The organism is Georgenia sunbinii (assembly GCF_036421875.1).
Taxonomy (GTDB): Bacteria; Actinomycetota; Actinomycetes; order Actinomycetales; family Actinomycetaceae; genus Georgenia_B; species Georgenia_B sunbinii.
On sequence record NZ_JAZGOL010000001.1, the window covers coordinates 695,384 to 715,503 of the forward strand.

Here is a 20,120-nt window from a genome sequence, read left to right on the forward strand (position 1 = left end):
AGAACGATGACCGACCAGTCCCCCCAGCCGCAGCCGGCCGCCGGTGTCCCGGTGCCCAAGCGGGTCCGGGTCCACCACCTCCTGCAGTCCAAGGAGCGTGGTGAGCCGCTGACCATGCTCACCGCCTACGACGCCGTCACGGCCCGGATCTTCGACGAGGCCGGCATCGACATGCTGCTGGTGGGCGACTCCATCGGCGACAACATGCTCGGTCACGACAACACCATCCCGGTGACCATGGACGAGCTCATCCCCGCGGTGCGGGCGGTGTCCCGCGCCAGCAAGCGAGCGATGGTCGTGGCGGACCTCCCGTTCGGCTCCTACGAGGACTCCCCCCAGCGGGCCTTCGAGTCCTCGGTGCGGATGCTCAAGGAGGGTGGCGCCCACGCCGTGAAGTTCGAGGGCGGCGAGCGGGTGGCGCCGCACGTCGAGCTCATCACCGGTGCCGGCATCCCGGTCGTCGGGCACCTGGGGTTCACCCCGCAGTCGGAGAACATGCTCGGCGGCAAGCGCATCCAGGGCCGGGGCGAGAACGCCGAGCAGCTCGTCGCCGACGCCGTCGCGCTGCAGGAGGCCGGGGCGGTGGCGGTCGTCCTCGAGATGGTGCCGGCGCCCGTCGCCGAGCGGGTCACCGAGATCCTGCGCATCCCGACGATCGGCATCGGCGCCGGGCCGAGCTGCGACGGCCAGGTGCTCGTGTGGACCGACATGGCCGGGATGGGAGCGTGGTCGCCGCGGTTCGCCAAGCAGTTCGGCGAGGTCGGAGCGGCGCTGTACGCCGCGGCCCGCAGCTACGCCAGCGAGGTCCACGAGGGCACCTTCCCCGGCCCGGAGCACTCCTACCGGGAGTAGCCGGGCTCACCCGGGCACCGTCCGGTGCCCGGCTGCTGCCCGCCTAGACTCGTGGTCATGCTCGCCGAACGCGCCCCGCTGGGGACCCTCATTCCCGGGACGGTCTCGCCCCGGCTCTCCGTCCCCGCCACGATCGCCTCCCCGGAGTACGTCGACCGGCCGGCCCCGCAGCCGTTCACCGGCAGCGAGGTCAACGACGCCGAGACGATCAGCCGCATCCGGCGCACCGCGCGGCTCGCCGCCCAGGCGCTGGAGACGGTCGGCGCCGCGGTCCGGCCCGGCGTCACCACCGACGAGCTCGACCGGATCGGCCACGAGTTCGCCGTCGCCAACGGCGCCTACCCGTCCTCGCTGGGCTACCGGGGCTTCCCCAAGGGGCTGTGCACCTCGGTCAACGAGGTGGTCTGCCACGGCATCCCGGACAGCACCGTGCTGCAGGACGGCGACATCGTCAACGTCGACATCACGCTGTTCCGCGAGGGCGTGCACGGCGACAACAGCGCGATGTTCCTCGTCGGTGACGTCGACGAGGAGTCACGGCTGCTCGTCGAACGCACCCGCACCGCGATGGAGCGCGGCATCCGGGCGGTCAAGCCCGGTCGGGAGGTCAACGTCATCGGCCGCGTCATCGAGGCCTACGCGCGGCGCTTCGACTACGGCGTGGTCCGCGAGTTTACCGGCCACGGCGTGGGGCTCGCCTTCCACTCCGGGCTGATCATCCCGCACTACGACGCCGCCCCGGACTACGACGACGTCATGGCGCCGGGGATGGTCTTCACCATCGAGCCGATGCTCACACTGGGCACCCCCGAGTGGCAGCTGTGGGACGACGAGTGGACCGCGGTCACCGCCGACCGGGGCCGAACCGCCCAGTGGGAGCACATGGTGCTCGTCACCGAGGACGGCCCGGAGATCCTCACGCTGCCCTGACGCGGCACCCGGTCACTCCTCCGCGTTCCACTCCCGGTCCTCGGCCTCCCAGCTCTCGTTGCGCTCCTCGGCGTGGCTGTAGGCCTGCTGCGCGGCCTCCCGGGAGGGATAGGGGCCCAGCCGGTGCCGGGCGGCGGCGACCTTGCCCTCGTGGATCTCGCCGGTCTTCGCGTCGAGGTAGAAGTTGCCGATGTCGGTCGGCGTGGTGACCTGGTCGGTCTGGTCGTCAGCGGGGTCGTTGAGCTCGGGCACGGTGCGTCCTTTCGTAGGTCTCACCTCGACCTTGCACCATCGCGGCGGATCGTGCGCGCCGCCGCCCGGTGGCGCCGCCGATCGTCGCCCGCCCGGCAGCGCCGCGGTCACCGCCCGTCCCGGTAGTGCGACGGCGGAACGCCGACGACGGCGGCGAAGTGGCGGCTGAAGTGGGCGTGGTCGGCGAAGCCGAGCGACGCCGCCAGCTCGCTGAGGTCGTGCCCCTCACCGGCGTCGAGCGCCGCGACGGCGTCCTGCAGCCGGTACCTGCGCAGCACCCACAACGGCGACGCGCCGACGTACCGGGCGAAGCGTCGCTGCAGGGTCCGTGGCGCCACGTGCAGCCGCTCCGCGACAGGAGCGAGGGTGACGACCTCCCGGGCCCGCATGAGCGTCACCGCCTCACGCACCGTGCGGTAGGCGTCGTCGTCGCGCACCCGCTCGAGCCGGGGGGCGAGCACCTCGGCGAGGTAGCCGGCCAGCAGGTCGCGCCGGCGCTCCTCCGCGGGCTCGGCCAGCACCGCGGCGGCGACGGCGTCGACGTCGGGGCCGAAGACCTGGTGCGCGGCGACCACGCTGTCGGTCAGGGTGCGGACGTCGATGTCCAGCAGCGCCGCCAGCCCGCCAGGCCGGAAGGCGACGGCCGAGACCCGGCCGGCGGCCGGTAGCTGCACCTCGAACACCCGGGTGACGAGGCCGTGGACGAGGGCCGCGGGCATCGCGAAGCCGTGCATCGTGGCCCCCTCGGCCATCTCGGCCGCCTCCACGGTCAGGTGGGTCACCGGGTGAGTGAGCACCTGCTGCCGGAACGGGGTCGGCGCCCGGCGCCGCCAGCGCACCGTCCAGCAGTACGCCGCCACGAGGTCGAGCGGCCCGGGCAGCGACAGCCGATCCGTGGTGAACACGTCATCACCCGCGGCCGGCCACAGCACCGCACCCTCGGTGCCGCGCTGCTCCTCGGGCCGGGGTTGTCGCGAATGTCCAAGCGCCACGCCCCCGACTCTAGAGACGCTGGCAGACATGAGCACCGACTACCGGCCCGCCGGATTCACCACACTGACCCCGCTGGTCGTCGTCTCCCCGGCCAGCGAGGCGATCGACTTCTACTCCGCCGTCTTCGGCGCCCGGCTGACGTCCCGGATGGACGGACCAGACGGCTCCGTCTGGCACGCCGAGCTGGACCTCGGCACCGGCCGGCTGCAGCTGATGGACCCCCAGTCGCAGTTCGCCGCGGTCGCCGGCGATCCGGCGCGCGACGAGGTGACGTTCAGCCTCGCGGTGTACGTCCCGGACGTCGACGCCGTCGTCGCCCGCGCCCGAGAGCTCGGCGCCCGCGTCCGCGAGGACGTGGCGGACTTCGAGGTCACCGGCGACAGGTTCGGCTCCGTGCAGGACCCGTTCGGCGTGCGATGGACGGTGATGACCCGCACCCGACCGCGGACCGACGCGCAGGTCCAGCGCGGCCTGGACGACTGGCGCGAGAGCATGACCGCGGGTTGAGCCGGTCGCCCGGTAGGCTCCTGCCTGGTCTCACGAGGAGGCCCTCGTCTATCCCAGGAGCACATCGATGTCCACCGCCACGCCCTCGCCCCTTGCCTTCGGAATCGACATCGGTGGGTCCGGCATCAAGGGCGCACCGGTGGACCTGGGCACCGGTGAGCTGACCAAGAAGCGCGTGCGGATCCCCACCCCGGAGGTCTCGACGCCCGCAGCGGTCGCCGCCGTCGTTGCCGAGCTCGTCGACGGCTTCGAGCTCGACCCGGCGCTGCCCATCGGGCTGACCTTCCCGGCACCGATCAAGCACGGGGTGGTGCCGTTCATCGCGAACCTCGACAAGACCTGGAAGGGCGTCGACGTCCCGGCGCTGATGTCCGACGCCATCGACCGGCGCGTCATCGCGGTCAACGACGCGGACGCCGCAGGCTACGCGGAGGTCCAGTACGGCGCTGCCAAGGGCGTCGAGGGCGTCGTGCTCGTCCTCACGCTGGGGACCGGGATCGGCTCCGCGCTCATCGTCGACGGCACCCTGGTGCCCAACACCGAGCTCGGGCACCTGGAGATCGACGGCTACGACGCCGAGAGCCGCGCGGCGTCCTCGGTGATGGACCGGGAGAACCTCGGCTACCAGGTGTGGTCGGAGCGGCTGCAGCGCTACCTGGAGACGGTCGAGATGCTGTTCTCCCCCGACCTCATCGTCCTCGGTGGCGGGGTGAGCAAGGACTCCGACCAGTTCCTGCACCTGCTCGACGTCGCGACGCCGATCGTGCCGGCAGCGCTGCGCAACCGCGCGGGGATCGTCGGCGCCGCCTCGCTGGCCGCCGGCACCGCCAGCCCCACCGGCCGGTAGCTCAGTAGCCGCGCAGCCGGGTGATCTCGCGCCGCTCCCGCTTGGTGGGCCGGCCGCTGCCCGGCAGCCGATGCGGCACGAACGGCATCTCGGCCCGCGGCGGCGGCGGGGGTGACTCGTCGATCATCGCGGTCGCCGCGACCGGTGCGCCGACCCGCTTGGCGATCGCGCGCTGCACCACCAGCCGGCGCTCGCGGGGGCCGACCATGACGATGACGCGGCTCCCGGGGCCGACGAGCGTCGACGGCTTGGCGCGCTCACCCTCGACCCGCACGTGCCCGCCACGGCAGGCGACCGAGGCCTGGGTGCGGCTCTTGAAGATCCGCACCGCCCACAACCAGCTGTCCACACGTACCGAGTCGGCCATCCCTCGATGCTACGGCTACATCGCGCGGGCCATGCTGCGCCGCAGCGCCCACGAGCCGAGCAGCACCAGCACGGCGGCCATCGCCACCAGCACACCGAGCTGCGGCGCGATGTCCACCAGGCCGCCGGCGTGCCGCTGGACCTCCGCGAACGCCTCGTAGCCCCACGCGTGCGGGGTGATGTGGGCGATGGTGCGCAGCGTCGGCGGGAAGAGCTCGAGCGGGAACATGCAGCCGCCGAGTGCGGCGAGCACCAGACCGATGCCGACCGCCATCCCTGACGCCGCACCCTCGTGGTCCACCAGCGCGCCGAGCAGCATCGCGGCGCCGGTGGCGACCGCGCCGAAGACGAGCATGATGAGCAGCGCGAGCCACAGCGTGCCGAAGTCGACGTCGAACAGCAGCATGCTCACCACCATGATGTACGCGCCCTGCGCGCCGGCGATGACCCACCGGCCGAGCAGCTGGCCACCGAGCGCGGCGCTGCTGGAGACGGGCGCGGCGAGCACCCGGCGCTGGATGCCGAGGCGGCGCGACTGGATGAGGGTGACCGCGCTCGACAGCGTGGAGAGGAACACGAAGAGCAGCACCATGGTCGCCGCTCCCAGGTCGAACTGCCCCAGCCCGGAGAGCTGCTGCGCGATCTCGTCGACGTCGACGACGCGCAGCTCGACGGGCGCCACCGCCTCACCGGCCGCTGCCAGCGCCGCCGTCGCGTCCGGCTCGGTCACCCCCTGGCCGGTGAGCGCCGTCAGCTGGCTGCGCTCGAGCGAGAGCGCCTGCAGCGCGGTGCGCACCGCCTGCTCGACGGCGGGCGCAGTCCCGCCGGACGCCGAGATCATCTCCACCGTGGCCGGCTCGCCGGCGGCGAAGGCGGCCTCGGCGGACTCCGGGACGAGCAGCCCGACGGTCGCCCGACCCCGTGACACCAGGGTGCGCATGGCGTCCGGCTCGACCGGCGTGACGCTGACCCCGGCGTCGGACAGCTGCTCGGTGATGCCGTCGCGCAGCGGACCGCCTGAGCCGCTGAGCGCGGCGCTGCCGGCGCCGCCCCCGCCACCGAACTGCAGCCCGATGACGACGACGAGCAGCAGCGGGAAGATGAGGACGAAGAAGATGTTCGACCGGTCGCGCATGAAGCGGCGCAGCTCGGTACCGGCGATCGCGACGACGGCCCTCACAGCTCTGCTCCCCTGTCCGGCACGATCCGGGAGAGCGCGGTGCACACCACGGCGAAGCCGAGCATGGTGGCGACCGGCGGCCCCAGGTCGCCCAGCCCGCCACCGCCGGCGGTGATGCCTAGCCCCCGGGTGAAGGCGGCCACCGGGTTGAGGTCGAGGATCGTGGCCGCCAGCCCGGTCGCCGCGAGCGGGAAGAAGGCACCGCCGGACATGCCGAGCACGACGGCGAGGATCGCCTGGGAGACACCCGCCTGCTCGGCGGTCCGGGCCACCCGGGCGACGACGAAGGTCAGCGAAGTAGCGGCGGCCACGACGCAGAGCACGAGCAGGAGGACGAGCGCCGGCGAGCCGAAGTCGACGCCGAACAGCACCGAGCCGGCGATGAGGAGCACTGTCGTCGACGCCGCACCCAGCAGGTAGGCGGACAGTGCCTTGGCCGCGACGATGAGCCCGGGCCGCATCGGCATCGAGCGGAGCCGGGCCAAGGTGCCCTGCTCGCGCTCGTTGATGAGCGCGATGACCCCGAAGCCCACCGTGAAGAGGAGGAACAAGCCAGCCTGGCCAGCAACCATGGTGCCCGAGGCGTCGAGCTGCTCGGTGGCTGTCTGGCCGGCGACGGCGGTGACGGCCACGTCGGCCTCGCCCACCTGCCGCCCGACCTCGGCGAGCTGCTGCGGCGACAGCCCCAGCTCGGCCCCCGCGGCACCGGCGGTCGCAGCGGCGGCGAACCGGTCGGTGACGCCGCTGACGACGGAGACGAGGATGTCCGTCTCCAGCCCGGCGCCGTCGCCCTCGGTGATGTCGACGGTAGCGGGCTGCCCCTGGGTGACCGCCGCGCCGAAGCCCTCGGGGACGATGATGCCGAGCTGGGCGCGCCCGTCCTCGGCCCAGGCCCGGACGTCGTCGGCGGGGACCTGCTCGACGGCGACGTCCAGGCCGGGGACCTCGGTGAGCGTGGCGAGGAGCACCTGGCCGAGCTCGTCGTCGCTGGCGACGGCGGCGGCCACGGTGACCGAGTCGAGCTCGACCTCCTCGGCGTTGCCGAAGACGAGGTTGAGCACGAGCATCAGCGCCACCGGGACGAGGACGCCGAAGATGAGCACGGACTTGTCGCGAACCCGCTGGCGCAGGTCCGCCGCGGTCATCGTGGCGAGCTGGCGCATGTCAGTCCCGCAGCGCCTTGCCGGTGAGGTGGAGGAACACCGACTCGAGGTCGGGCCTGGTGATCTCGACGTCGGACAGCTCCAGCCCGACGCTGCCGGCCGTCGTCACGACCGCCACCACCGCCGTCGGGGCGTCACGGACGTGCAGCGTGAGCGTGCGGCCGTCGACGGCCACCTGGTCCACCGCGTCCAGCGACCGCAGCGCCTCGGCCGCCGCGCTCACGTCCCCCGACCCGATGAGCCGGATCTCGTCGAGCTCGCCGACGATCCGGATCAGCTCGCCCCGGGTGCCCTCGGCCTGGATGGTGCCGGCATCGATGATCGCGATGCGGTCGCACAGCCGCTCGGCCTCCTCCATGTAGTGCGTCGTGTAGAGCACCGCCATCCCCTCGGTGGCCAGTGCCTCCACCGACTCGAGGATCGCGTTGCGCGACTGCGGGTCCACGCCCACCGTGGGCTCGTCGAGGATGAGCAGCTCCGGCCGGTGCAGCAGGCCGATGCCGATGTTCAGCCGGCGCTTCATCCCTCCGGAGAACTCCTTGGTGGGGCCCTTGGCGCGGTCGGTGAGGCCGATGAGGTCGAGGACCTCGTCGGTGCGGCGGCGCAGCTGCTGGCCGGTCATGCCGTGCAGCCGGCCGAAGAACTGCAGGTTCTCCCGGGCGCTGAGCTCGGGGTAGATCGCGAGGTCCTGCGGCACCAGGCCGAGGTGGCGCTTGGGGCCGACCTGCGAGGGGCCCATCCGCTGCCCCCGCACCTTGATCTCGCCGTCATCGGCGGCGATGAGGCCGGCGACCATCGAGATCGTCGTCGTCTTGCCCGCGCCGTTGGGGCCGAGCAGGCCGTAGGTCTCGCCGGGCGCGATGTGGAAGGACACGCCGTCGACGGCGCGCAGCTCACCGAAGGTCCGGACGAGGTCCGAGACCTGCAGCACGGCGTCGTCGGACCGTTGCATCGTCTGCGCTGCCATCGCTCTCCTCGTCGTGCGCCGGGCCATCGCGGGCCATCGTGGCACACCGGGCGGGGCGGCCGATACCCTGCCGGGGTGCGCGATCTCACGCAGGTGTCGGGCGCCGTGTGGGTCGCGTCGTCACCCACCTGGCTGACGACGACGACCATCGTGGTGGCAGGCGACGGCGGCTGCCTCCTCGTCGACCCGGGTCTGCTGCCCGCGGAGCTTACCGGTCTGGCCGCCGAGCTGACGGCGCGCGGTTGGCACATCCGCGCGGTGTTCAGCACGCACCCCCACTGGGACCACGTGCTGTTCTGCCACGCGTTCCCGCCGGTGGCGAGGTGGGCGACGGCGACCGCGGCGAGGTGGGCCCGGCAGCACGCCGACGAGCTGCTTGCCGAGGCGGCGCGCGATCTGCCCGGCCACACCTGGGACATCGTCGGCGGGACCACGCCGCTGCCCGGGGCCGGCTCAGCGGTGCCGTGGGACGGGCCGGCGGCGACCGTCGTGGACACCGCTGCGCACGCGCCGGGCCACGCCAGCCTGCTGCTGCCCGGCGAACGGGTGCTCGTCGCCGGGGACCTGCTCTCCGACATCGAGGTCCCGCTGCTCGACCCGGGTGCCGCCGATCCGGTCGGCGACTACCGGCGGGTGCTGCGGGACCTGACCGCGGTGGTCGAGGGTTGCGACGTCGTCGTCCCGGGGCACGGCCGGGTCACCGACGGCTCCGGTGCCGCCCGGCGGATCGCCGCCGACCTGCGCTACCTCGACGACCTCGAGGCCGGGAGCGCGCCAGCAGACCCGCGGCTGGTCGACCCGCGGGTGCGCGCCGACCACGAGAGCCAGGCTCGAGGGCTACGACGCTTCTCGCATGGCAGGTGACAGGCGGGAGTGGGAGGAGCACCATGGGGGTCATGACGGTCATGCCGCGCGCGGGCGAGGAGTGGACGGTCGATGATCTCGACCGGCTGCCCGACGACGGCCTGCAGTACGAGCTGCTCGATGGGCTGCTGCTCGTGACGCCGGCACCGGTGCTGGCGCACCAACGGGCGATCGGCAACCTCCATCTCCTCCTTCGTGCGACGTGCCCGCCGGGCTACGAGGTCTTCCTCTCGCCGGTGGACTGGCGACCGGACCTTCGCACCTCGCTCCAGCCTGACCTTCTCGTGGTTCGCAACGAGGACGTCGAGGTCGCGAACATCACCGCTCCGCTCGTTCTCGCGGTGGAGGTGCTCTCCCCGTCCACCCGCCGCAAAGACCTCATTCTCAAGCGCTCGAAGTACGAGGACTGCGGAGTGCAGTCGTACTGGATCGTCGACCCGAAGGTGCCGTCCCTGCTCGCGCTCGACCTCGTGGCCGGTCACTACGTGACCGCTGCGGACGTGGAGCTGGGCGAGCGGGTCACGCTCCTCCATCCGTTCCCGGTCGACGCCGTTCCCGCCGACCTCGTCCGGCCGGCACCCTGAGCGCGACCGGCGGTCAGTGCCGGGACGCGACGTCCACCGCGCGCGCCCAGCCCGCGACGTCGTCGGGCAGCGGCGGCGAGGGCACGACATCACCCAGCAGCGCCACCACCCGCGGCGCGGCGATACGCTCCGCCGAGCCGCGGACGAGGAACCGGCCCGCGACGAGGCCGCGGGCACAGAGCTCACCACCACGGCTGAAGACCTGCTCCAGGTAGACCACGCGCTCGTCCCAGCCGACCACCCGGGTAATGATCTCGAACCGCTGGCCCAGCGTGAGGGAACGCCGGTACTTGACCGTCTGCGCGGCGACGACCGGGTACCAGCCTTTGTCCTTGAGGAGCGGGAACCCGCCGAGGTCGGCGATGAAGTTGCTGCGCGCGACGTCCATCATCTGCAGGTAGACGCCGTTGTTCACGTGGAGGTAGATATCCAGGTCCCCCGGGCGCACCCGCAACCCCGTCACGGACGCCTCGAGGATGCCGCGCCCCGCGACAGGTGGGCGCGGCCGGATGCTGGCGCGGAGGAGCTGGAGCTGACGGGCCACGCGGACACGTTACCCGGGGTGCGCGAGATGGCGTGGCCTGGTGTGGCGGCTCAGTCGCCCGTCCCGCTGCTCACGGAGTCACGGCTTGGGTACGCCGTCGCAGTCGTAGCCGTAGTCGCGCTGTGACCAGACCACCCACCTGCTGTCTTGGGTCGTCATCCGCACCGTGAGGGCCAGCTCGTCAGACGCTCCCTCATCCTCCGGCGCGGGTCCGCCCATCAACCGGACGCAGGCCTCGAAGGTGACCTCTGGTGCATCGAGCGCGGAGGCCGGGAAGTGCAGCCACGCCGCCTCGATATCCAGCACCTCCGACGAACCGTCGACCGCAAGGCCTTCGCTGGTGAAATGCTCCACGCCCTCCTGAATCGCCTCCCGCAGGTCGCCGCTCGTCGTCGCGAGGAGCTCGTCCACCACCTCCTCGTCGGCGAATCCGGCCTGGGCGGCGGCGTCGTAGAGCGCCCGGTGCGCAAGATAGGCGTCGAGGGCGTCTCCCACCGCCCGGTCGAGCTCGACGCCGCTGGGCAACGGGCCGCTGAGCAACTCCAGCGCGGGCTCCTGCGTGGCTGCGAGGTCGGTAGCCGGGGCCGGTGCGGTGGTCGCGGCTGCCCCGCTCACTGGCGCCTCGCTCACTGGTGCCTCGTTGGTCGTGGCGTCCGCCGCCGGTGGTCCGTCGCTGCAACCGGTGACGAACAGTGCCACGCCGAGCACGAGCGCGGCGGTCATTCGGTGGGTGGTGGTGCGCATCGGTCCCCCTCGTACCGGCCGGACACGTCGTCCTCGGCGCTGTGCGACCACCATCACGGCCAGGGCCGGTCGCCGTCCACCCGCTGGGGGCGCACCTGTGGACGGCCGCAGCGGCGGCGCGTCCTGTGGACGAGTCCCGCAGCCGCCAGCGGCGCGGTCGGCCGGCCGTGAGCCGACCGACCGCGCCGGACTGGGGTGCGTCAGTCGACGGGGAACAGCGAGACGTGCAGGCTTCCGGTGTAGGTGCCCGCCTCGGTGTCCACCGGGACGTCCAGGACCAGAGCGCCACCGAGAGTGGTGGAACCGGATCGGCCATCGGTACCGGCCGAGGCCAAGGTGGCCGGAGTCGCCAACCCGGATCCGCCGTCGAGCGCGCCGGCCACCTCGCTACCGGCCGCGAGGCCGGGCCGCGGTGTGAGCACGGTGGGGATCCAGCCCAGGTGGTCGGCCGTGACGTAACGACCGGCTGAGCTGAAGGAGTCAGCCTGCCCGGTCACCGCCCAGCCACCGGCGCCGGCCTGCTGCGCGGTGCGGGAGTCACTCACCGTGACCTCCGGCAGCGTGCCGCTCAGGCGGAGCCGGTCACCCCGGTTGTCCGGAGCCGACAGCGCGACTCCACCGCCGGCGTCGGCCACGGTCAGTGCCAGTACACCGTTCGTCGCCTCCGGGATGGTCGCGTCGATCGGGATGCCGTCACTGGTGCCAGCCGTGAACAGCCGCGGCAGGAAGTCGATCAACGACTTCTGCCACACGTCCCAGCTGTGCGGCCCCGGAATCACCGTGGCGAACTCATGCTCGATGCCGAGGTCGGTCAGGACGCTCAGCAGGTTGAGGGTCCCCTCGTAGGTGAAGTCCTGGACATCGCCGGTGTAGATGCGCAGCAGCTCCGTGCCGGCGTTGATCGCCTCGATATCGACGTCGCCCTCCGGCGTGGTGCGCGACGAGAAGGCGCCGATGTAGGCGAACTCGCCCGGGTGGGCGTACAACGTCTCGAGCGTGTGGCCCGATCCCATCGAGAGGCCCGCCAGGGCGCGCTCGCCCGGGTCGGAGCTCACGTGGTACTCGGCCTCCGCCGTCGGGACGATCCGCTGGCGCAGCTCAGCGGGGAAGTCGACGCCGTTGCCGTTACCCATGACCACGACCATCGGGACGATGGTGCCCCTCAGGTGGTGGTTGTCCAAGATCTGGGCGGCGAACCCGACGTCGATCCAATCCGCCCAGCTCTGCCCACCGCCGTGCTGGAGGTACAGCACCGGGTAGGGCTCCTCACGGTTGGGGTCGTAGTCCGGCGGCGTCCACACGTAGGCCGACCGTTCCTCCTCGTCGGCGATGCTGGTGTAGCTCATCACCTCGACCGCACCACGCGACTCGGCCGGGACGTCAGCGGTGTACTCACCGCGGATTCCCTCGCCAGCGACGTGGAACGTGCTCCACGTGGGCTCGGAGACCACGCTGGTGGGATTCGCCGCGTCCTTGTGATCCACCCGGTCGACGACGAACTTGTAGTAGTAGGACCCGCCCTCGAGCGGCCCGAGAGTCAGCCGCCACCGGTCCCCGTGCTTCTCCATGGGGATCCGCAGCCAGTTGCCCGTCGGCGCCCAGTTGGCCCAGATGGTGACGTTGGTGGCGTCGGCGAACTCGGTACCGGTCTCGAAGGTGACGATGCCGTTCTCGTCGATCCACGGCGTGGGGGTCGTGCCCGTCGGTGGCAGGGAGTGCAGCCCGTCCTGCGCCAGGTGCCCCTCGCTCGGGCCGTCGTCCTGGACCTCCTGGAACAACCGCGGAGCGAAGTCGAGCAGGCCCTTGCGCCAGGTCTCCCAGGTGCCGCCCGTCTCGGGGGTCACGCCGTCGAACTGGTAGGCGACGCCGGCGCCGTCGAGCTTGTTCACCAGGCTGACGTTCTGGTTGTAGGACGGGTCGGTGGTGTTGCCGACGTACAGCCGGACCAGGTCGGTCGCCGCGTTGATCTCGACCGCCTTGGTCTCGCTGATGCTGCTGGCGAGGCTGCCCGACAACGAGCCGACGTGGGAGAACTCCCCGGTGTCGGTCAACAGCAGGTTCAGCGCTTGCGACCCACCATCACCGATCCCGGCGATCGCCCGGTCAGCGGGGTCGTCGGAGACGTTGAACCGGTCCTGTGCCGCGGGGACGATGTTGTCGAGGATCTCGACCCTGGCGTCGGCCGAGCTCGCGTCGGCCATGACCACGACCATCGGCTCCACCTCGCCCTCGATAGCAAGGTTGTCCAGGATCTGCGCGGCCCGGCCCAGCTCGGCCCACTCCCGGTGGCTCTGCCCCTCATCGTGCAGGAGGTAGAGCACCGGGTATGGGTCAGCCCGGTCCGCGTCGTAGCCCGGCGGTGTCCACACCAGCGCAGACTGCTCCGCCTCCGCGACCGTGCTGTCGTAGGAGATGTCCTGCAGGTCGCCGCCGGCCGGCACGTCCGTCATCCACTGGACCTCCGCGCCGGGCACGAAGAACGTGTTCCAGCTCGGCTTCGACGTCACCGCCTGAGGACTGTCCTCGTTGCGGAACCCGATCACCTCCTCGGTGCCGGCGACGGTCGCCTCGTACTGGTAGTAGTACAGACCAGGCTCCAGCGGGCCGATCGTCGCGTTCCAGGACCCGCCATCCAGCCCGGTGTTCAGCTGCGCCCAGCTCTTGCCCGGGCCGAAGTTCCCGGCCACGGCCACCATCGCCGGCGTCGTCCCCGTAGCAGCCTCGGCAGCCTCGTCGGGCACCGAGAACCTGTGCAGATCCTCTCCCGGTGCCCAGATCCACGAATCGGGCCAGTCCGTCGCAGCAGCAGCGGACTGCGCGGCAACGAGCGACCCCGCTCCCAGCATGGCGGCCGCCGCCAACAGGCCGACCCCCCTGCGTGCAGCGGTACGGCGACGATGGCACACATGTGCTTCTCTCACGAATACTCCTCTCGATCGACGCGTGCCACAACGCACGCGATGACGACTCGGAGCCAAGCGCCGGTACGGCGCCGAGCGCCAAGGTGGAAGAGGACCACGTACCGCACGACAGCCGTGGTAACGACTGATCTACAACGTAGTAAATCCCCCGCGGAAAGCATGTCTGCAACGTTGGAAACTGTCAATGGACCAACCCAGGACTCACCGGATGGGTCCGCTTTGCAACCCGGCACCAACCGGCGGCACGGTGAGGAGAGGAGGATGAGTCGGCCGATACGCCGGGTTCTGTCCCGCGGCGCCGCTACCGGCACCGCGGTGGCGGCCATCCATCTACGACGTACGTTGCCGCACGCCTCCAGCGACCTACCCGCAGGCTCGGGCGAGCCGCCCTCAAGCACCTGCTGTCTGGTCTTGCTCCGGGTGGGGTTTGCCTAGCCGCACCGGTCACCCGGCACGCTGGTGGTCTCTTACACCACCGTTTCACCCTTACCGCCAGCGGCCCGGAGGCTGCCGACGGCGGTCTGCTTTCTGTGGCACTGTCCCGCAGGTCACCCCGGGTGGGTGTTACCCACCACCCTGCTCTGTGGAGCCCGGACGTTCCTCGTCACCCCGAGGGGTGCCGCGACCGCCTGGCCGACTCATCCTGGTACCGATCCTAGCCGGTCGCGTCACCCAGCTGCGCCGGGCAGCCGAGAACGTGGACCTCGCCGCCGCCGTCCCAGCAACGCACGACGCTGACCGTGCCGGGGGCGATCCGCAGCGCGTGCCACGACGACCTCGGCAGCTCGGCGGCGATACCGGCGACGGCAGCGATGATGTCGGCGTGCGCGGCGACCACCACCGTCTGTCCCCGGTACCGGCCCACCAGCCGGTTGATGGCGCGCTCGACGCGCCGGGCGACGTGGGGCGCGGTCTCCCCGGGTGCGGACCGCACGAAGTCCTTGTCCACCAGCGGCGCGCCGAGCCCGGTGCTCTCGCTGATGAGCTGGGCGGTCTGCTGGGCGCGGACCGCCGGCGAGGACAGCAGCACGGCCGGCGCCGGCAGGTGGGGCCACAGCTCGTCACCGATGAGGTCGACCAGTCCCGCGGCCCCCGCCGCCAGGTCGATCCCGTCCTGGGTGAGCTCCGCGTCGAGCTCAGACACCGCCGCCACCTCGGCCGCCGTCCGCGGCGTCATGCCAGGGCTGACCAGCACGACGGTGACGACGTCAGGCTGGGACATCGACGGCGCGTCGGTGTCGACGTCCGGCACCGCGAACGGCCTCTCCAGGGCGTCGCCGTCGTCGTCGGCCGGGTGGTTGCGACGGATCTGCCCGGTGGAGTCCATCACCTGGTTGGCCAGGGCGTCGGCCGCGGCGTTCTCGGCGCGCGGGATCCAGCTGTAGGTCACCTGCTCGGCGCGGAACGCGTCGCGGGCGTGCCGGGCGAGCCGCTGCATGTCCTCGTGCTTGATCTTCCAGCGTCCCGACATCTGCTCGACGACGAGCTTGGAGTCCATCCGCACCTCCACGAGGGCGGTGGGGTCGATCTGTCGCGCGGCGGTGAGGCCGGCGATGAGGCCGCTGTACTCCGCGACGTTGTTCGACACCACGCCCAGGTACTCGGCGCGCTCGGCGAGCACCCGGTCCCCCTCGCGCACGAGCGCGCCGTACCCGGCTGGTCCCGGGTTGCCCCGTGAACCGCCGTCGGCCTCGATGACGAGGAGCCGGCGCGAGCCTGTCGACGGCGGCGGCACCGCAGCCAGCCCGGGCGACGCGTCGACGACGTCGTGCTCGGGCTCGGGGTCGAACAGGCTCGCCTGGTTCACTTCTCGTCCATCCTCACGATGATGTAACCGTAGTCCTCGTGCTGCACAACCTGCTCGGGCGGCGCGGAGTGGATCGCGTCGAGCTCGCTGAGCGAGAAGTCCAGCTGGGTCCCTTCGGTGCGGCTGCCGTAGAGCGCGATCGCGGCGAGGCCGCCGGTGCGCTCCCGGACCCGGTCGTACAGCTTGACCAGGCCGGCGTCGAGCGCGTCGACGGCGGTAGCTCGCTGCGCCGCGAGCGCTGCCAGCTCGTCGTCGATGACCGCCCACTGCGCATCGCGGGCCGCGGTGTGCTTGGCGATGTCGACCTCGATGGCCGCCTGCTGCGCGGCGAGCTCGGCGACCCGCTTCTCGGCTTCCTCGAGCCGCTCCATCACCTCGAGCTCGATCTCCTCAAGGTCGCCCTGCCGCCGGGCGAGCTGGGCGAGCTCGCCCTGGAGCGCCTGGGCGTCCTTGGCGTTCACCGCACCGGAGTCCAGCCGCGCCTGGTGGCGCTGGGCGCGCTGGCGGACCTGCTCGACGTCGACCTCGGCCTTGGTCACCTCGCGGCGGATGTCCGAGACCGTCGTGCGCGCCTCGACCTGCGCACGCTCCAGGTCGGCGACGCGGCCGTCGAGCTCGCTGAGGGTGCCGATCTCCGGCAGGCTGCGGCGCTGGTGGCCGAGCTTGGAGGCGCGGGTGTCGAGCGTCTGGATGTCGAGCAGGCGGCGCTGGTCGGCCACCGGTGCGTTGGTCACGAAGTGACTCCCTTGGTGTCGTGCGATGGTCCTGGTTCCTGGCTGACATTGTCCCGCCCGCCGAGCCGCAGCGTCCACGGGTCGGTGACGATGGTGCTGACCCGGGTGGCGACGGTGAGCTGCTGCGCGCGGGCGTCGGCCTCGAGCCGGGCGGCCGCGACCGGCAGCCACGGCCACTCGCTGGCCCAGTGGGTGGCGTCGATGAGGTAGGGCGGGCCCTCCTCGATCGCCTCCGACGCCGGGTGGTGGCGCAGGTCGGCGGTGAGGTAGACGTCGGCACCGAGGCGCCGGACGGTGGCGAGCAGCGAGTCGCCCGAGCCGCCGCAGACGGCGACCCGGCTCACCGTCGCCTCGAGGTCGCCGGCGACCCGGATCCCCTGGGCGGTGGCCGGCAGCGCGTCGGCGACGAGCTGCGCGAGCGCGCGCAGCGTCGTCGGTGCCGGCAGCGTGCCGATCCGGCCGATGCCCGTGCCGGCCGGCTGGCGGGCGTGCTCGACGACGGCGAACGCCGGTTCCTCGTACGGGTGGGCCGCCCGCAGCGCGTCGAGGATGGCGCCGCGACGGCCGCGCGGGGCAACCATCTCCAGCCGGTCCTCCGTCACCTCGGCGATCTCGCCGTGGGTACCGAGCGTCGGGTTCGCCGCCGCGCCGGGGCGGAAGGTGCCCTCACCGGTGACGGTGAACGCGCAGCGGTCGTACTCCCCCAGGTCGCCGGCGCCGGCGGTGGCGAGCGCGTCGAGCACGGCGGTGGTGTGCGCCGTGGGGACGAACGTGGTCCAGGTGTCCAGCGCGGTGGCGTCGTGCGGCGTCAGCGGGGCGCGGTCGCGCAGGTCGAGGAGGTCGGCGAGCGCGTCCGCGACGCCACCGGGAGCGGAGTCCGCGTTGGTGTGCGCGGTGTAGAGCGCCACCCCGGCGCGCACCAGCTCGTGGACGACCCGCCCCTTGGCGGTGGTCGCTGCCACGCTGGTGGTGCCGCGCAGGTAGAGCGGGTGGTGGGTGACGAGCAGGTCGGCCCCGGCCTCGATCGCCTCACGGGCGACGTCGAGCACCGGGTCGACGGCGAACATCACCGACCGCACCGGCGCGGCCGGGTCCCCGGCGACGAGGCCGACGGCGTCCCAGCTCTCGGCGGTGCCGGGCGGGTAGCGGGTCTCGAGGAGGCCGACGACGTCGGCCACGGACGGGGTCTGCGGCATCTGCTCAGGCTAGCTGGCAAGGGCGGCGCGGCCGTGGTGCCGAGCCGGGCCGGTACGCGCCGGCCCGGTCCGGCAGCTGTCAGCCGAGCTGGACGTCGCCGAGGGTGATCTCGGTGCCCGCCAGCGCCTGGCTCACCGGGCAGGTCTCCTTGGCCTTCGTCGCGATCTCCTCGAAGGTGCCCGCCTCGATGCCGTCGACCTGGCCACGCACCGTCAGCTCGATGCCGGTGATGCCGGTGCCGGCGACGAACGTGACGGCCGCCGAGGTGTTGAGCTGGGTGGGCGGGGTGCCGTTCTCCTTGAGCATGTTGGAGAACTGCATGGCGTAGCAGGTGGCGTGGGCGGCGGCGATGAGCTCCTCGGGGGTCGTCGTGCCGGCCCCTGCCTCCTCGCCGCGGGACTTCCACGCGACGTCGAAGCTGGCCTTGCCGGATGTCTCGAGGGTGGTCGAGCCGGAACCGGTGAACAGGTCACCGTTCCACTGGGTGCTCGCCTTGTTGACCACTGGGTTGGGCATGACTTCTCCTTCACGGGACGGACACGGCCCGGAGGCCGGCGGCGCGCACAGCCGCGCCGCCCTGCCATCACATCACAGCGTGACGTCGGCCACACCGGGGAGCGGGGCTTGCCGGCGCGATCAGTGCGGGTCGCCGGCCAGGTCGTGCCGGAGCAACCCGCACACCTGGGCGGTGGCGTCCTCGATGAGCCAGGCGGCGTCGCCTCGCAGCTCGGCGAGGTCCGCCGGGCCACGGGCGATCGACAACGCAGCCGTCAGACCAGCCGCACGAACGTCGGCGGCGTCCAGCTCCACCCGCCCGGCGATGACGACCACTGCCGCTCCCGGGCGGGCCAGCGAGCGCACCGCGTCCACCACCTTCCCGTCGAGTGATTGAGAGTCGAGACTGCCCTCCCCGGTGAGGACAACGTCGGCGGTCGCGAGCGCGGCGTCGAGCCCAGTCGCCTCCGCCACGAGACGCGCACCGGGGACCAGCTCGGCGCCGAGCAGGGTGATCAACGCCAGCGGCAGGCCGCCGGCGGCCCCGGCGCCCGGACGGCTCAGCAGGTACTCGGCGCCGGTCCCCGCCGCCCGGCCGAGCACGGTCGCGAGATGGTCGAGGCCGCGATCCAGGACCTCGACCTCGGCAGGGCCGGCGCCCTTCTGCGGCCCGAACACCGCCGCCGCGCCCCGTGGCCCGACGAGCGGGTTGTCGACGTCGACGGCGAGACGCCACCGGGCGGCCCGTGCACCCGGATGGAGGTGGTCGAGGTCCACCGCCGCGATGTTCGCCAGCCCTCCCCCGCCGGGCGCGACCGGGGCGCCGTCGGCGTCGAGGAACCGGGCGCCGAGCGCGGTGAGCAGACCGGTGCCGCCGTCGGTGCTGGCGGAGCCGCCGAGGCACAGCAGCAGCTCGGTGGCGCCGGCGTCGAGGGCGGCGCGCGCGATCTCGCCGACGCCGCGGCTGTCGGCCCGCAGCGGCTGCAGCGGGAGGTCGGCGACGGCGGGCAGCCCGTTGCCCTCGGCGGCCTCGATCACCGCCAGGGTCCCGGCCAGTCCGTACCGGGCCAGACGGGGCCGGCCGAGCGCGTCGTGCGCGTCGACCTGCCTCTCCTCACCGCCGAGCGCGCCGAGCACCGCGTCGAGGGTGCCCTCGCCGCCGTCGGCCATCGGCAGCACGGTCACCCGCGCACCGGGGCCGAAGGCGCTGCGCGCTCCGCGGGCCATCGCACCGGCCGCTTGCTGCGCCGTGACGCTGCCCTTGAACGAGTCGGGCGCGACGACGACGGTCGGTCCGGTGCTCATGCCCGCCAGCGTAGGGGCCGGCGGGTGGTGACGCGTCTGACCAGCCACGCCGTGGCCGGCACCGGTAGGATCGACGACGGAGCCCCGCGATCGGGCTCGCGGACGAGGGAGCAGTACCCGCATCACGACAAGACTGACTCACTAGGGAGTCATTCGTCATGGCCTGGTTGATCCTCGTCCTCTCCGGCATGCTGGAGGCCGTCTGGGCGGCGGCGCTGTCCGCCTCCGAGGGCTTCAAGAAGCGCCGCCCCACCCTGCTGTTCTTCGTCGCGATGATCGTGAGCATGGCCGGTCTCGCATGGGCGATGCGCACGTTGCCCACCGGCACCGCCTACGCGGTGTGGGTCGGGATCGGTGCCAGCCTCGCGGTGCTGTGGGGGTTCGTCACCAAGCAGGAGCGCCCCACGCTGCTACGGGTGCTGCTGCTGCTCCTGCTCGTCGGGTCGGTCGTCGGCCTCAAGGTGGTGAGCTGACATGGCATGGCTCGTTCTTCTCGCCAGCGCCGTCTTCGAGGCTGTCTGGGCTACCGCGCTCGGCCAGTCCGACGGCTTCAGCAACCTGACACCGACGATCGTCTTCCTCGTCGCGCTGACGATCAGCATGCTCGGGCTCGGCTGGACGCTCAAGTACATCCCGATCGGCACCGCGTACGCGGTGTGGACCGGGGTGGGCGCCGCGCTGACGGTCGTCTACGCGATGGCGACCGGCGCGGAGGCCGTCTCGGTGGGCAAGGTGATCTTCATCAGCGGCATCATCGCCGCCGTCGTCGGCCTCAAGTTCGCGCCGGACCCCCGGCCGAGCGATCAGGAGACCTCGACCAGCGTTCCGTCAGAGACGGAGTAGACGAAGCCGCGGACCAGGTCCGGCG

Annotated in this window: 22 protein-coding genes, 1 other RNA gene and 1 riboswitch; of the genes, 8 read left to right on the forward strand and 15 right to left on the reverse strand. The window is 72.3% G+C overall.

What is annotated here, in order from left to right; all coding sequences use genetic code 11:
* Positions 1–6: 6 nt before the first annotated feature.
* Positions 7–852 carry a 3-methyl-2-oxobutanoate hydroxymethyltransferase gene (panB, locus tag V2J52_RS03320; RefSeq protein ID WP_331226232.1) on the forward strand — a complete coding sequence of 282 codons (846 nt, stop codon included), beginning with the start codon at positions 7–9 and terminating at the stop codon, positions 850–852.
* Between the two features lie 57 nt (positions 853–909).
* On the forward strand, positions 910–1,782 hold the full coding sequence (map, locus tag V2J52_RS03325) for a type I methionyl aminopeptidase (protein ID WP_331226233.1): 873 nt from the start codon (positions 910–912) through the stop codon (positions 1,780–1,782).
* Positions 1,783–1,794: 12 nt separating this feature from the next.
* Here map and V2J52_RS03330 read toward each other — a convergent pair whose 3' ends face one another.
* Both V2J52_RS03330 and V2J52_RS03335 read right to left on the reverse strand, forming a co-directional pair.
* Positions 1,795–2,034: an SPOR domain-containing protein gene (locus V2J52_RS03330; RefSeq protein WP_331226234.1), complete on the reverse strand. Its 240-nt coding sequence runs from the start codon at positions 2,032–2,034 to the stop codon at positions 1,795–1,797.
* 107 nt (positions 2,035–2,141) lie between these two features.
* Positions 2,142–3,026: an AraC family transcriptional regulator gene (locus V2J52_RS03335; RefSeq protein WP_331226235.1), complete on the reverse strand. Its 885-nt coding sequence runs from the start codon at positions 3,024–3,026 to the stop codon at positions 2,142–2,144.
* Positions 3,027–3,054: 28 nt separating this feature from the next.
* Between V2J52_RS03335 and V2J52_RS03340 the strand changes: the two genes are divergently transcribed.
* Positions 3,055–3,534 carry a VOC family protein gene (locus V2J52_RS03340; protein ID WP_331226236.1) on the forward strand — a complete coding sequence of 160 codons (480 nt, stop codon included), beginning with the start codon at positions 3,055–3,057 and terminating at the stop codon, positions 3,532–3,534.
* 67 nt (positions 3,535–3,601) lie between these two features.
* Positions 3,602–4,381 (forward strand): polyphosphate--glucose phosphotransferase, encoded by a 780-nt coding sequence (ppgK, locus tag V2J52_RS03345; protein ID WP_331226237.1) that lies wholly within the window; start codon positions 3,602–3,604, stop codon positions 4,379–4,381.
* Position 4,382: 1 nt separating this feature from the next.
* Here ppgK and V2J52_RS03350 read toward each other — a convergent pair whose 3' ends face one another.
* From V2J52_RS03350 to V2J52_RS03365, 4 genes are read right to left on the reverse strand one after another with little or no spacing between them, the layout of a single operon-like run.
* Positions 4,383–4,748 (reverse strand): RNA-binding S4 domain-containing protein, encoded by a 366-nt coding sequence (locus V2J52_RS03350; RefSeq protein ID WP_331226238.1) that lies wholly within the window; start codon positions 4,746–4,748, stop codon positions 4,383–4,385.
* Positions 4,749–4,763: 15 nt separating this feature from the next.
* The gene (locus tag V2J52_RS03355; protein WP_331226239.1) at positions 4,764–5,927 is read right to left on the reverse strand and encodes an ABC transporter permease; all 1,164 of its coding nucleotides are present in this window, start codon (positions 5,925–5,927) and stop codon (positions 4,764–4,766) included.
* The gene (locus tag V2J52_RS03360; protein ID WP_331226240.1) at positions 5,924–7,090 is read right to left on the reverse strand and encodes an ABC transporter permease; all 1,167 of its coding nucleotides are present in this window, start codon (positions 7,088–7,090) and stop codon (positions 5,924–5,926) included. Before V2J52_RS03360 ends, V2J52_RS03355 begins: the two co-directional genes overlap by 4 nt.
* A gap of 1 nt (position 7,091) precedes the next feature.
* On the reverse strand, positions 7,092–8,057 hold the full coding sequence (locus tag V2J52_RS03365) for an ABC transporter ATP-binding protein (protein WP_331226241.1): 966 nt from the start codon (positions 8,055–8,057) through the stop codon (positions 7,092–7,094).
* A 75-nt stretch (positions 8,058–8,132) separates the two neighbouring features.
* On the opposite strand from V2J52_RS03365, the gene V2J52_RS03370 reads away from it, so the two are divergent.
* A complete protein-coding gene (locus V2J52_RS03370; RefSeq protein ID WP_331226242.1) occupies positions 8,133–8,921 on the forward strand; it encodes an MBL fold metallo-hydrolase in 789 nt (262 codons plus the stop codon).
* Positions 8,922–8,953: 32 nt separating this feature from the next.
* A complete protein-coding gene (locus V2J52_RS03375; RefSeq protein ID WP_331226243.1) occupies positions 8,954–9,505 on the forward strand; it encodes a Uma2 family endonuclease in 552 nt (183 codons plus the stop codon).
* A 13-nt stretch (positions 9,506–9,518) separates the two neighbouring features.
* Here the strand turns inward: V2J52_RS03375 and V2J52_RS03380 are convergent, their stop codons facing one another.
* The 9 genes from V2J52_RS03380 to V2J52_RS03420 form a co-directional block, all read right to left on the reverse strand.
* Positions 9,519–10,049, reverse strand: a complete 531-nt coding sequence (locus V2J52_RS03380; protein ID WP_331226244.1) for an acyl-CoA thioesterase — start codon at positions 10,047–10,049, stop codon at positions 9,519–9,521.
* Between the two features lie 78 nt (positions 10,050–10,127).
* Complete coding sequence (locus V2J52_RS03385) at positions 10,128–10,793, reverse strand: hypothetical protein (RefSeq protein ID WP_331226245.1); 666 nt, start codon at positions 10,791–10,793, stop codon at positions 10,128–10,130.
* Between the two features lie 200 nt (positions 10,794–10,993).
* On the reverse strand, positions 10,994–13,534 hold the full coding sequence (locus V2J52_RS03390) for an alpha/beta hydrolase-fold protein (protein WP_331226246.1): 2,541 nt from the start codon (positions 13,532–13,534) through the stop codon (positions 10,994–10,996).
* Positions 13,535–13,972: 438 nt separating this feature from the next.
* Positions 13,973–14,355, reverse strand: an RNA gene (rnpB, locus tag V2J52_RS03395) — RNase P RNA component class A.
* A gap of 14 nt (positions 14,356–14,369) precedes the next feature.
* Positions 14,370–15,521, reverse strand: coding sequence for a reverse transcriptase-like protein (locus tag V2J52_RS03400; protein WP_331226247.1), 1,152 nt, complete (start codon positions 15,519–15,521; stop codon positions 14,370–14,372).
* Complete coding sequence (locus V2J52_RS03405) at positions 15,518–16,255, reverse strand: zinc ribbon domain-containing protein (RefSeq protein ID WP_331226248.1); 738 nt, start codon at positions 16,253–16,255, stop codon at positions 15,518–15,520. Before V2J52_RS03405 ends, V2J52_RS03400 begins: the two co-directional genes overlap by 4 nt.
* Entirely contained in the window at positions 16,252–17,451 is a 1,200-nt protein-coding gene (locus V2J52_RS03410) for a Nif3-like dinuclear metal center hexameric protein (RefSeq protein ID WP_331226249.1), read from the reverse strand. The genes V2J52_RS03405 and V2J52_RS03410 overlap by 4 nt, the downstream gene beginning before the upstream one ends.
* A 79-nt stretch (positions 17,452–17,530) precedes the next feature.
* On the reverse strand, positions 17,531–17,968 hold the full coding sequence (locus V2J52_RS03415) for an OsmC family peroxiredoxin (protein ID WP_331226250.1): 438 nt from the start codon (positions 17,966–17,968) through the stop codon (positions 17,531–17,533).
* Between the two features lie 120 nt (positions 17,969–18,088).
* Complete coding sequence (locus V2J52_RS03420) at positions 18,089–19,252, reverse strand: glycerate kinase (protein WP_331226251.1); 1,164 nt, start codon at positions 19,250–19,252, stop codon at positions 18,089–18,091.
* A 76-nt stretch (positions 19,253–19,328) separates the two neighbouring features.
* A riboswitch (guanidine-III (ykkC-III) riboswitch) is annotated at positions 19,329–19,395 on the forward strand.
* Positions 19,396–19,410: 15 nt separating this feature from the next.
* Between V2J52_RS03420 and V2J52_RS03425 the strand changes: the two genes are divergently transcribed.
* A complete protein-coding gene (locus V2J52_RS03425; RefSeq protein WP_331226252.1) occupies positions 19,411–19,725 on the forward strand; it encodes a DMT family transporter in 315 nt (104 codons plus the stop codon).
* Position 19,726: 1 nt separating this feature from the next.
* Positions 19,727–20,095 carry a DMT family transporter gene (locus tag V2J52_RS03430; RefSeq protein WP_331226253.1) on the forward strand — a complete coding sequence of 123 codons (369 nt, stop codon included), beginning with the start codon at positions 19,727–19,729 and terminating at the stop codon, positions 20,093–20,095.
* Positions 20,096–20,120 lie beyond the last annotated feature (25 nt).